The sequence below is a fragment of the Virgibacillus ndiopensis genome (assembly GCF_900187325.1).
Lineage (GTDB): Bacteria > Bacillota > Bacilli > Bacillales > Amphibacillaceae > Virgibacillus_E > Virgibacillus_E ndiopensis.
Genome location: NZ_FZMZ01000003.1, coordinates 54260 through 67127, shown reverse-complemented (window position 1 = coordinate 67127; position 12868 = coordinate 54260). Strand labels below are relative to the sequence as shown.

The window sequence follows — 12868 nt, the reverse complement described above, 5'->3', positions numbered from 1 at the left end:
AATGGGCAATTAATTGAACAAACGTTTGATTAATAACTGTTCCAGGATTGATATATGGAATTTTGTTTTCTCGGGGTAATAAACATAAAAATCGGTTGTGTTGATAATGACCGTCCTCCCATAACTATTCTAATACGCTTACTCCTGTCCCTTAGCATGGACTTCAGCAAAATCCAAGCCAAACGTTTCCGGTGACATTTCATCCGCTTTTGGTAAGCTCCGTAATCGTGGGTGGAGGAACCAAACGATGGATACAAAAGCAAGTCCGAGACCGGTTAGAGCAAAAACAAATGTGCTGTTGGTAATTGTTGCAAAATAACCGCCTGCTAAGGAACCTATAGGCATCGCTATTGTACTCATACTGGCTGATACTGAATTAATTCTACCGAGAAGTCTATTCGGTACAACAGTTTGAATAGTTGCAGCGAATATGACATTTGTACCACCGACTGGTATCCATGCAATGCCATACAAAATAATAGCAAAATATGTCCATGGTAGTACGGTAGACAGTACCCAGCATAGGGAACCAATTAAAAACGCAAAAATGGTAAATAAACCAACTCGAAATTTTCCCATCCGGGATGCAAAAAGTGCACCAACTAATGCACCTGTTGATATCGAGGCTAAATATAATCCATATATTTCTGATCCACCACGGTTATCAGCAAAGGCAGGCAAAATCGCAAGCATACCACCTATTGCAGCATTTGCAACAATGGAACCAATTAAGAAGGTGGCCATTAAAGAGCTAAATACAATAGAAAACCCCTCTTTTAATTCAGATAGATACGTTCCTATTGCATATTTAATCCCTTTTTTATGTGTAACCTTTTCCTCTGTTGACGTAGAAATTTTCAAAGTGGCAAATAGGATAGCTGCGACGGCGAATGTTACTGAGTCCATAAGATATAGTGTCACTGCACCTAAGAAAGCTACTAGGATCCCTGATATAGCATTAAAAACTAAATCAATCCCTTGGTAAGCAAATGAGAAAAAGGAATTTCCCTTTACTAATTCCTTTTTTGAAAGTATTAACGGGAGTGCTTTTGACTGAGATGGATAAGCAAATTGTTCAATGAATGACACAATTGGCATTACGATGAGGACAAGTTGAATGGTTAAAACATTAAGGTAATAAGCTACTGGGATAGTTAAAATAAGTATAGCTTGAAGTATTTGAGTTATCATTAATGTTCGCTTAATAGGCCAACGATCGACAAAAGGACCAGTAATAAATTGCAAAGCTGAAGGGATTAGTGTTAAAAACCCTGCTAGTCCTGAATAAAATGCATTACCACCTAAGTTATAAACCAACCACATAGCAGCAACATAATAAATGCTATCACCAATGTTTGTTATAATTCTTCCTATAAATAAAATTAAGAAGTTTTTATTTTTTAATATATTCATTCTGCCATCTCTCCCAGTATCCTAATTTTGCATTTTTACTTATTCATTTTAAAGTGTAGAAGGATGGTAACAGTTTTTTAACGGCTTAAAGTATGAATTTACCTCATCCTGTAGTCTGATTTTCATATTTGTAAGGGGTGTCCTTACATTTAGACTTATAGTAAAATCCTATTTATACGAAAATAATTAATGGGGGTCTGAATTTGTGGAGAAACTTTTTGTAACCTATCGTTTCGATCAATATTCGGTTAGAGTGGCAATAAAAGAGGATACGGATAATGTAATACAGCTATTACGCAATGTAGCATTTTGGCTTGAGAAAAAAGGTATTGATCAGTGGGAGTATTTGCGAAATGGTGGAGCTGAAGCTGAAATAAAACAAGATATTTTAGCAGGAACTACATATATAGTTGAAGATACTAGCAAAAATCTAGTTGCGACGTTTAATCTCTCACCAAAGCAAAATGATTGGGATGTTGCGATGTGGGGGGAGCGAAACGATAATGCTTATTATTTGCATCGACTTGCAGTGAACAGAGATCAACATACTAATCAAGTGGGAAAAAAACTGTTGGGTTGGATAGATGATAATATTCGGATTAGGGACGGTTTTTTACGGTTAGACTGTATAGCAAGCAACCCAGTTTTAAACCGTTACTACCTAGAAGCTGGATATACATTTATTGGATACGCTGGTGAAGGTGAAGATAAGCTTTCCAAATATGAAAAATCTATCTCTCGTAAGGCTTGACATTGTTTTCACATCCCTATATATTTAAAAATACAATATAGGAAACGTTGATAAGGACTAGTATAATTCGGTTGTCTTTTAAAGAGAGGAAATGGCTGGTGTGAATTTCTAAGGACATGAATTAGAACCTACCTTTAAGTTCGCTAATCTGAAGGTAAAATTACTGTAGGACATGCGCGGTTCATAACCGTTATCAAGTAAAGTGTGCAATGGTTATAAATATATTGCAAACAAGGGTGGTACCACCAAACCTCGGTCCCTTTTTCGGACGCGAGGATTTTTGTATTCAAAAAAAATTTATATAACGAGGTGTTCAGCATGGGTAAGAAAAATAAACAATTCGTTGAAAAAATTACCGCAATGGAAGACGATTTTGCACAATGGTATACAGATGTAGTGAAGCAGGCTGAATTAGTTGACTATGGTCAAGTTCGTGGCACAATGATCATAAAGCCATATGGTTATGCCATTTGGGAAAACATTCGCGATGAATTGGATAATAAATTTAAGGAAACAGGTCATTCCAATGTTGCTTTTCCCTTATTTATTCCAGAAAGTCTGCTTCAAAAAGAGAAGGATCATGTAGAGGGTTTTGCACCGGAAGTTGCATGGGTAACACATGGGGGAGATGAGGAATTAGTTGAAAGAATCGCAGTACGTCCAACATCCGAAGTGCTTTTCTGTGACTATTATTCAAAAAATATACATTCCTACCGCGACCTGCCAAAATTGTATAATCAATGGGGAAATGTAGTGCGCTGGGAAAAAACAACTCGTCCATTCTTACGTTCATCTGAATTTCATTGGCAGGAAGGACATACCGCTCATGCGACAGATGACGACGCTTCTGAAGAAACCAATAGGATGCTTGGTGTTTACGCCGATCTTGTTGAAAAGTATTTAGCAATTCCTGTATATAAGGGTCGCAAAACAGACAAAGAAAAATTTGCTGGCGCTAAATATACATTAACGATTGAAAGCTTAATGCATGATGGAAAAGCATTGCAATCCGGAACATCCCATCATTTTGGTTCAGGATTTGCAGAAGCGTTTGATATTACGTATTTAGATGAAAATGGTAAAAGCCAGTTCGTCCATCAAACATCATGGGGGCTTTCCACACGAATTATGGGTGCATTAATTATGGTCCATGGTGATAATCGCGGCTTAGTAATTCCGCCACGAATCGCACCAACTCAAGCAATGATCGTTCCAATTGCACAGCATAAAGAAGGTGTATTGGACAAAGCATATGCATTACGCGATAAGCTTAAAGGGATTGTTCGAGTGGGCATCGATACTAGTGACAAAATGCCGGGCTGGAAATTTAATGAATACGAAATGAAAGGTATCCCAGTCCGTGTTGAAATGGGACCTAAAGATATTGAAAAAGAACAGGTTGTACTGGTTCGCCGTGATACTGGGGAAAAAGAATTCGTTGCACTTAATGATCTTGAAGATCGTTTGCCAGCATTATTAGAAGAAATTCAACAAGGTTTGTTTGAAAAAGCATTGGCACATCGAAATGAAAAAACAACCGTTGCAACGGACATGGAAGAATTCAAACAAACGCTTGATCAAAACCCTGGATTCATTAAAGCAATGTGGTGCGGAGATCAAGTTTGTGAAGAAAAAATCAAAGAAGAAACATCTGCAACATCACGCTGTATTCCATTTGAACAGGAGAAAGTGTCGGAAACGTGTGTATGCTGTGGTAAGGAAGCAAAAGAATTAGTTTATTGGGCAAAAGCATATTAATTATAAAAAACGAGCGCGTGCAAACTGCGCTCGTTTTTATGTTACATCGGCGGGAAAGGAGAAACATCGGCGGGAAAGGAGAAACATCGGCGGGAAAGGAGAAACATCGGCGGGAAAGGAGAAACACAGCGAGAAAGGAGAAACATCGCCACGTTCAAAATTAAATAAAAAAACTATTGCTTTTCTAAATACATTCATGGTATAAATATACATAATAACTAATAAATATACACTAAGAAGGTGAGCAATTCATGAAGCATAAATTAAGTGAAGAAATTAAAAAGATCGAACAACAACTTTGGAATATGAGTGATCATCTTTATCATAATCCGGAGCTAGGTGATCAGGAATTTCAGTCAGCACAGTTACTTACAAACTTTTTAAAAGAACACCAATTTATAATAGAAACGGGAATTGTAAACAGATCAACTGCATTTAAAGCAGAATATAAAAGTGAGAAACCTGGTCCGACTATTGCATATTTAGCTGAATATGATGCATTACCCGGTGTGGGTCATGGCTGTGGACATAATTTAATTGGTACGATGAGTGTTGGTGCCGGTGTCGCACTTAGTAAACTAGTGGACGAAATTGGTGGTAGTGTTGTAGTTTTAGGTACGCCAGCAGAGGAAACTAACGGCGCAAAGGTACCGATGAGTGCGGAAGGGGTTTTTGACAATATCGATGTTGCAATGATTTTACATCCTTCTGATCAGTCATATGTTAGTGGTGATTCACTTGCAATGGATGCAATACAGTATTCCTATACAGGAAAATCCTCACATGCAGCAGCATCGCCTGAAAAAGGAATTAATGCGCTTGATAGTGTTATACAGTTGTTTAATGGGATTAATGCTTTAAGGGAACATCTACCAACTGATGTACGCGTACACGGGATTATTTCTGAAGGTGGACAAGCGGCGAATGTTGTCCCAGACAAAGCCACTGCTCAATTTTACATCCGAGCAAAGGAACGAACCTATTTAAACAATGTAGTTGAAAAAATAAATAACATAGCAAATGGCGCTGCACTTATGACAGGTGCAACCCTTGAGATTTCGAATTATGAGTTAAGCTATGATGATATGAAAACGAATGATGCACTTTCCAAAGCATTTACAAAAAACCTGAAGCAAACTGATTCCCAAACAATACATCAAGCTAAACAAAGCTATGGTTCAATTGACATGGGGAATGTAAGTCAGGTTGTACCTGCAATTCATCCATATATAGGACTGCATCAACCAGGGATTGTCGCACATACAAAGGAATTTGCGGATAGGACCATTACAACGGAAGGGCATCAAATTTTAATAAATGGTGCACTAACACTAGCGAAAACTGGCTACGATGTATTGACAGATCAAATGTTATTGGAAGCGATAAACGGCGAATTTTTCAAAGTGAAGTAGTTTTTATTCATCAAAATGTATAAAAATAAAAATGAAATTATAAAAAATCAGGAGTGAACGATCTATGAAGCTATCATACGGAAAAGCAATTATTTTTATAGTAATGATTTGTATACTAGCAGCTTGTGGAAGTAATGATGAAAATGCTAATGCTACCTCAAATGATTCTAATGACAAGAAGGTTTTAAAAATGGCTACCTCGGCAGATTTTCCTCCATTTGAATCACGTGATACGGGAGGGGACTTCAAAGGATTTGACATCGATTTAGCAAACCTTATTGCTGATGAATTAGGTTATGAATTACAAATTGAGGATATGAAATTTGACGGACTAGTTGGTGCTTTGCAAACCAATCGTGTGGATATGGTTATGGCTGGAATGAGTGCAACGGAAAAACGTAGAAAGAATGTTGATTTTTCGAATGAATATAACCATTCAGGTGAAATGTTTATTAGTAAACCGGATTCAAAGATTCAAGGTTTAGAAAAATTAAAAGGAAAAACGGTAGGAGTTCAATTAGGAACAATTCAAGAAGAGGGTGCTGAAATCCTTGCAGAGGAATATGGCTTTGAAGTAAAAAAGGTTGATAATGCAAATATTTTAATACAAGAGCTAAACTCAAACCGTATCGATGTAGCTTATATGGATAAAACTGTCGCAGGGGGCTACATCGAAGAACAAGGATTGAAGGGTTTTGATGACCCAACAACGAGTTCACCAGGTATGGGGATTGCGTTTCCAAAGGGTAGTGATTTAGTAGAGGATGTGAATCAAGTACTAAAAAAACTAGAGGATAACGGCAAATTACAAGAATTAAAGGATAAATGGTTATCAAATATGTAGTAAAAAATACAACTAGAAAGAAGAGGTGGTAAGGCATGAATTTGGATTTCAGCCAAATCGTGCCTTATATTCCTTTTATGCTGGAAGGGATATGGGTCACATTAAAATTTGTAAGTGTGTGTATCGTAGTAGGATTTATTTTAGGAACTTTATTGGCGTTATGTAAAATCACAAAAATTCCGCTACTGAAATGGCTTGCGGATGCCTACACATCCATCTTTCGCGGGACACCGTTAATTTTACAATTGATGATTATATACTTCGCGGTTCCACAATTGACGGGATATGATATATCAGCATTTTTGTCAGCGGTGTTAGCGTTTGGACTAAATTCAGCAGCATACGTTTCAGAAATTATTCGTGCAGGTATTTTAGCTGTTGATAAAGGTCAAACAGAAGCGGCCCAAGCCCTGGGTGTTTCGTACAAACAAATGATGAAAGACATTATATTACCGCAAGCGCTGAAGAACATTTTACCCGCGTTAATGAATGAATTTATTACATTAACAAAAGAATCAGCAATCGTATCCGTCATTGGTTATTTAGACTTAATGCGCCGTGCTCAAATCGTTGGAGCGGATATTTACCGTAACTTTGAACCGCTATTATTTGCTGGATTGATTTATTGGGTAATGGTATACATTTTAACGATGCTTGGTAAGGTTGTAGAAAGGAGACTGAGGGTAAGTGATTGAAGTAGCGAATCTAGTAAAAAGTTTCGGTAACAATACTGTTTTAGAAAATATATCAACAAGCTTTCAGCAAGGGGAAGTGGTTGCGATTATTGGCCCCTCTGGATCAGGAAAATCAACATTTCTAAGATGCCTGAATCTGTTGGAACAGCCTTCATTGGGCAACATAACTGTGAATGAGGAGGAGATTACTCTTAAAGAAGTAAATAAGATAAAAGTTAGAAAGCAGATTGGCATGGTGTTCCAGCATTTTCATCTGTTCCCACACATGACTGTTTTAGAAAATGTGACGTATGCACCACTAAAGGTGAGAAACGTGAAAAAGTCAGAAGCACAATCACTTGCAAAGCAGTTAATAGATAAAGTGGGACTTACAGATAAATTGGACACATATCCTAATCAATTATCGGGTGGTCAAAAACAGCGTGTAGCTATAGCGAGGGCATTGGCAATGGATCCTGAAGTAATGTTATTTGACGAACCAACATCAGCACTTGACCCGGAAATGGTAAAGGAAGTCTTAGACGTAATGAAAGATTTGGCACAAACAGGTATGACGATGATTGTCGTAACACATGAAATGAATTTTGCAAAAGAAGTTGCCGATAGAATATTATTTCTGGACGAAGGAAAATTAATTGAGGAAGGAGATCCTATTTTATTTTTTAGTAATCCAAAAACACAACGTGCTAAACAATTCTTGGACAAAATACTTTAAAAAAAATAAACGCTCCATTAGCCAAATGGAACGTTTATTTTTTTTAATCATTTAACGCATTCTTAATATCTTGTTTTATACTTTCAGGCTTTGTTTGTGGTGCATAGCGATTAATGACTTCACCATTTTTATTAATTAAAAACTTGGTGAAATTCCACTTGATTTGTTTCGTTAACATACCAGGTGCCTCTTTTGTAAGATAAATAAATAAGGGATGGGCATGTTCCCCTTTTACATCAACTTTACTAAACATTTGGAAAGTTACACCATAATTTCGTTCACAAAAGCTTGAGATCTCCTTATCGTCACCGGGCTCTTGATTGTTAAATTGATTACAAGGGAACCCAAGAATTTCTAACCCCCGATCTTTATACGCTTCGTATAGCTTTTGCAGACCTTCAAATTGTGGTGTAAAACCACATTCACTTGCTGTATTCACAATAAGAATAACGTTTCCATTGTAATCACTTAATGCTTTTTCTTCACCCATAATTGTTTTTGCTGAAAAATGATAAATGGACAAGCCAATCAGCTCCTTAATAAAAGAATAGCAACTTAGCAAGTAGGTGTCAAAAAGCCGCTTAATACATTTTGTAATTTTCTTAAAACTTGAAGATTGGGCGGAAAAAAGGTAAAATACATAATAAAACGTTTTCACAATGAAGGTGGAATATGTTTTGGTTTTAATCATATTGTTAGGGTAGCAATGTGGTTTAAATAAAAAATAAAAGGGGGAGTTATTTTGAAAAAAAGAACTCTATTTTTACTTATCTTTATTCTTGCTATTGGCATGATTTTAAGTGCTTGCGGTGAGAGCGGTAAGGGCTCTGGTGGCGATGATGCCGACAAAGAAGCTAAGACAAATCTAACAATGGGGACTGGTAGTGTTGGTGGTGTTTACTATCCGCTTGGCGGTGAGATGGTGAATCTATGGAAAGATAACATCGACGTAGATGGATTCGATGTTAGTTCTGTAGAATCAGGCGCTTCAGTAGAAAACATTGCAAAAATACAAGGTGGAGATTACCAACTTGGTATTGCACAAAACACTACATTAATTAGTGCAGTTGATCAAACAGGAGAATTTGAAGGAAAAGATTCCAGCGATGTAGCTGTTATTGCTTCTCTTTACCCAGAGGCAGTTCAAGTTGCAACATTGGAGTCAACAGGAATCGAATCAATTGCGGACTTGAAAGGGAAAAAGGTTGCTGTTGGACCTCCAGGTGGAGCAACTCGTGCAGCAGCAGAGTTAATTTTAAAAGCTTATGGAATTGAAGAAGGTGACTATGAAGCATTTGAAGAAGGTTTTGGTGATGCCAAAAGTAAGCTTCAAAATGGAACAATTGATGCTTCTATTGAAGTTGTAGGTGTACCATCCTCCTCAACTGACGAGTTGCAAGCTGCTACAAAAGAGGTTAAGTTTCTTGATATTGAAGGAGACGCATTACAACAAGTAGTGGATAACAGCCAATATGAGGCATATACAGTTGAACCTGGAACATATGAATGGCAAAAGGAGCCTGTTCAAACAGTAACTGCAATGGCATTACTTCTTGGTTCGAAATCAGCAGTTAGTGAAGACCTTGCTTATGATTTAACAAAAAGTTTATTCGAAAACGCTGATAAGATGTCGATTGCCCAAGCAAAATTAATTACTAAAGATAGTGCATTAACTGGTGTAGGTGATTTACCACTTCATCCAGGTGCAGAGAAATATTTTAAAGAGGTCGGTATTATTGAATAATAGAAAGAACCGGACAATATTGTCCGGTTCTTTCACCTCAATATACAGACAAGCGGAATGGAGGGAAAACCATGACTGCACAGGATTCACAACAGATTGACAAGCATGAGTTGATGAAAAAGTATGATAAGGAAAGTAATTTTCGTACAAATTTAGGACCATGGGGATGGGTAACGCTCATCTTGGGTGGTGCTTTAACTATTTTTCAACTCTATACTGCATATATGGGTGCGTATGTTTCGTTGATTCAAGGGGCTATTCATCTTGGTGCAGCACTTTGCTTGGTATATCTACTTTATCCAATCAAGTCATCGTTAACGAAAAAAAAGGGTGTACCCTGGTATGATGCGTTATTAGCTCTTGCGGCGTTATTTACCAACTTTTACATTATATATAGTTATGAGCGTTTAATTAACGAAGCAATCATATTTGGTTTTACAGCATTTGATCAAATTGTAGCAACAGCAGGTATATTGCTGTTATTAGAAGCAACAAGACGAGTTGTTGGCCTTCCAATTGTGGTAATTGCCATTGTGGCATTGCTTTATGGACTGTTTGGTCAATATATTCCAATTATTGGACACGCTGGGTATGATTGGCCATCACTAGCGACAGAAATGTTTTTTAGTTCAAGTTCTATATTTGGTATACCGATACAGATTTCATCAACGTATATCTATTTATTCTTATTTTTTGGCGTGATATTAGTAAAAACAAATATTGGCCAGTTTTTTAATGATATCGCCTTACGCTTAACAGGTAGATATACAGGTGGAACAGCTAAAGCTGCTGTAGCAGCGAGTGGTCTTCAAGGAATGGTAAGTGGCAGCTCTGTAGCGAACACTGTTGGCTCCGGTTCATTTACAATTCCAATGATGAAAAATGCAGGATTTAAACCTCACTTTGCTGCCGCAACGGAAGCATCTGCCTCAACTGGTGGACAAATTATGCCACCAATTATGGGAGCCGCAGCATTTATTATGGCGCAATATACAGGGATTCCATATAATGAAATCATTGTAATTGCAATTATTCCAGCCATTTTGTATTTTTCTGGTGTATTTTTAGGTACACATTTTGAAGCAAGGAAGCTAGGTATTTTAGGTTTGGCAGCTGACCAACTTCCTAAAATAAAAAATCTAGTAAAACGGTTAGATTTATTTCTTCCACTTGTGATCATCATTGGCTTCCTTCTTGCTGGTTACACCCCGACATTTGCAGCGTTATTTGCTATAGGTACAGCGTTTGTAATTAGTTTCTTTAGAAAAGATACGAGAATGTCACTAAAAGGAATTATTAAAATTCTAGAGGAAGGTGCAAGAACCGCATTGCCAGTAATTGCTGCCTGTGCGACTGCAGGTATTATCGCTGGTACGGTAACAACCACAGGACTAGGGCCGAAAATTGCTGGTGGAATTATCGATCTTGCACAAGGACAATTTTTCCTCGTTATGTTCTTTACGATGATTGCATGTATTATTTTAGGAATGGGTCTACCTACAACAGCAAACTATGTAGTTACAGCAACAATGGCAGCACCTGCATTATTAGCATTTGATGTTCCAGTTATTGCAGTTCATATGTTTGTATTTTATTTCGGTATTGTAGCTGATATTACGCCACCTGTTTGTTTAGCAGCTTATGCTGGCGCAGGGATCGCTAGAGCTAATCCGATGAAAGCAGGTGTAACTGCAGTTAAACTTGCTATCGCAGCGTTTATTATTCCGTATATGTTTGTTTCGAATCCAATTCTTCTATTACAAGGGGATGCTAACGTAGCAAACGTATCAATTGCTGTTATCACCGCATTACTTGGTATGGCAAGTATTAGTGCAAGTATGATCGGATACTTTATTAGCGAAGTAAGTTGGATAGAGCGATTTATCTTATTTGCAGGAGGGATATTACTTGTTTATCCTGATCCGATTTTCTCGGTAATTGGATTTGTACTTGCAGGTGCAATTGCAACAATTCAGTTTATACAAAATAAGTCAAACAAAGTTAAACAACAAGCTTCTTAATAAAGGGGACAGGTGAGAGAAAATTTTCTTATCTGTCTCTTTTTAATAAGACTCTTCGCATAGTTTTTACAGAACACGTACGTTGCATTTTTTATCAACTATGACATAAGCTTCACCATTTGAAAAAGCAACATTCTTCTAGAAATAGCCTTTTATAAAATAAAAAGACGACCCTTAGCAGGTCGTCAATATGTTATGCTTCTTGCTTTAAATTTTCGCCAAGTAGCTCAAGTCTATGCTGAATTTCTTCTTGTGATAAGTCATGTTCTTTTACGTACATGTTTCGTGGACTTACGCGACATTCATGTGTACATCCACGCATATATTTGTGTTCGTTCTCTTCAGAACATAGTATTTGTTTATTACATTCAGGGTTTGCACAATTTACATAGCGTTCACAAGGCTGACCATCAAAGTAGTCAACACCTACGATAACGTGTTCTTTGCGATTAACTGGAACAGAAATACGTTCATCAAATACATAACATTGGCCGTCCCATAGTTCCCCTTGAACCTCGGGATCCTTACCATAAGTTACAATTCCGCCGTGTAACTGTCCTACTTCTTCAAAGCCTTCTTTTACCAACCATCCAGAAAACTTCTCACAACGAATACCACCAGTACAGTAGGTTAGTACACGTTTACCTTCAATTAAATGTTTATTCTCCTCAACCCAATCAGGTAATTCCCGAAATGTTTCAATGTCAGGGCGGATTGCTCCACGAAAATGACCTAAATCGTATTCATAGTCATTACGAGCATCTAAAACAATGGTATCTTCATCCTGCATTGCTTCAAAAAACTCTTTTGGCGTCAGATAGTTTCCGGTCGTCTCATGTGGATCAATATCATCCTCTAGACGAAGGGTGACTAACTCTGGACGCGGACGAACATGCATTTTTTTAAATGCATGACCATCATGCTTGTCAATTTTAAATAACATTTCAGCAAAGCGTGGATCGTTATGCATCGCTTCCATATATTTTTCTGTTTGTTCAATGGTCCCGGAAACAGTTCCGTTGATACCTTCTTCCGCTACAAGGACTCTTCCTTTTAGCTCTAAATCCTTACAAAATTGCAGATGTTCTGCTGCAAATTCTTCAGGATCGTCAATGTGTACATAGTTATAGTACAATAACACCTGATAATCCGTCGTATTGTTCATAATGTTTACCACCTATCATTCATATTTGCAAGATATAAATGTTTGGTAGTCCATATTTTTTTATAATCTTGCAAGAAACTATTTTAACAATGTTTAACTATAATTTCAACTACAAAAACGCTCTGGGAATAGGATATGCATGTCCTTTTCAATTGAATGAATATTATGCAATTTTTATAGGTTAAATTGAGCATTTTATTAAATTCACTTGCTTTATTTAACTTAAAAGGGTAAACTTAAAGGTGCAAAAGGAAATTGGAGTTTGAATAATACTTTACGATCTCTTTATCAAAGTGGTGTAAAAGTATTTATGATTCAATTACTTTGCACGATATTTGTATAAGGAGGTC

General features: G+C 37.1%; 11 protein-coding genes and 1 other annotated feature. Of the genes, 8 read left to right on the top strand and 3 right to left on the bottom strand.

Going from position 1 to position 12868, the window contains the following annotated elements; genetic code table 11:
• Positions 1–138 precede the first annotated feature (138 nt).
• Positions 139–1413: an MFS transporter gene (locus tag CS937_RS00420; RefSeq protein WP_099156525.1), complete on the bottom strand. Its 1275-nt coding sequence runs from the start codon at positions 1411–1413 to the stop codon at positions 139–141.
• Positions 1414–1618: 205 nt separating this feature from the next.
• Between CS937_RS00420 and CS937_RS00415 the strand changes: the two genes are divergently transcribed.
• From CS937_RS00415 to CS937_RS00390, 6 genes are all read left to right on the top strand, one after another.
• The gene (locus CS937_RS00415; protein WP_099156524.1) at positions 1619–2164 is read left to right on the top strand and encodes a GNAT family N-acetyltransferase; all 546 of its coding nucleotides are present in this window, start codon (positions 1619–1621) and stop codon (positions 2162–2164) included.
• A 38-nt stretch (positions 2165–2202) separates the two neighbouring features.
• Positions 2203–2428: a binding site (T-box leader), on the top strand.
• 54 nt (positions 2429–2482) lie between these two features.
• Complete coding sequence (proS, locus tag CS937_RS00410) at positions 2483–3922, top strand: proline--tRNA ligase (protein ID WP_099156523.1); 1440 nt, start codon at positions 2483–2485, stop codon at positions 3920–3922.
• A gap of 251 nt (positions 3923–4173) precedes the next feature.
• Positions 4174–5334: a M20 family metallopeptidase gene (locus tag CS937_RS00405; protein WP_099156522.1), complete on the top strand. Its 1161-nt coding sequence runs from the start codon at positions 4174–4176 to the stop codon at positions 5332–5334.
• Between the two features lie 64 nt (positions 5335–5398).
• Entirely contained in the window at positions 5399–6178 is a 780-nt protein-coding gene (locus CS937_RS00400; RefSeq protein ID WP_099156521.1) for an ABC transporter substrate-binding protein, read from the top strand.
• Between the two features lie 35 nt (positions 6179–6213).
• Positions 6214–6873 (top strand): amino acid ABC transporter permease, encoded by a 660-nt coding sequence (locus tag CS937_RS00395; protein ID WP_099156520.1) that lies wholly within the window; start codon positions 6214–6216, stop codon positions 6871–6873.
• Entirely contained in the window at positions 6866–7588 is a 723-nt protein-coding gene (locus CS937_RS00390; protein WP_099156519.1) for an amino acid ABC transporter ATP-binding protein, read from the top strand. Before CS937_RS00395 ends, CS937_RS00390 begins: the two co-directional genes overlap by 8 nt.
• A 43-nt stretch (positions 7589–7631) precedes the next feature.
• Here the strand turns inward: CS937_RS00390 and CS937_RS00385 are convergent, their stop codons facing one another.
• Complete coding sequence (locus CS937_RS00385; protein ID WP_099156518.1) at positions 7632–8111, bottom strand: glutathione peroxidase; 480 nt, start codon at positions 8109–8111, stop codon at positions 7632–7634.
• Positions 8112–8330: 219 nt separating this feature from the next.
• Here CS937_RS00385 and CS937_RS00380 point away from each other — a divergent pair, with 219 nt between their 5' ends.
• The gene (locus tag CS937_RS00380; RefSeq protein ID WP_245835663.1) at positions 8331–9332 is read left to right on the top strand and encodes a TAXI family TRAP transporter solute-binding subunit; all 1002 of its coding nucleotides are present in this window, start codon (positions 8331–8333) and stop codon (positions 9330–9332) included.
• Between the two features lie 71 nt (positions 9333–9403).
• Complete coding sequence (locus CS937_RS00375) at positions 9404–11353, top strand: TRAP transporter permease (RefSeq protein WP_099156516.1); 1950 nt, start codon at positions 9404–9406, stop codon at positions 11351–11353.
• 193 nt (positions 11354–11546) lie between these two features.
• Here CS937_RS00375 and trhO read toward each other — a convergent pair whose 3' ends face one another.
• Positions 11547–12518, bottom strand: a complete 972-nt coding sequence (gene trhO / locus CS937_RS00370) for an oxygen-dependent tRNA uridine(34) hydroxylase TrhO (RefSeq protein WP_099156515.1) — start codon at positions 12516–12518, stop codon at positions 11547–11549.
• Positions 12519–12868 lie beyond the last annotated feature (350 nt).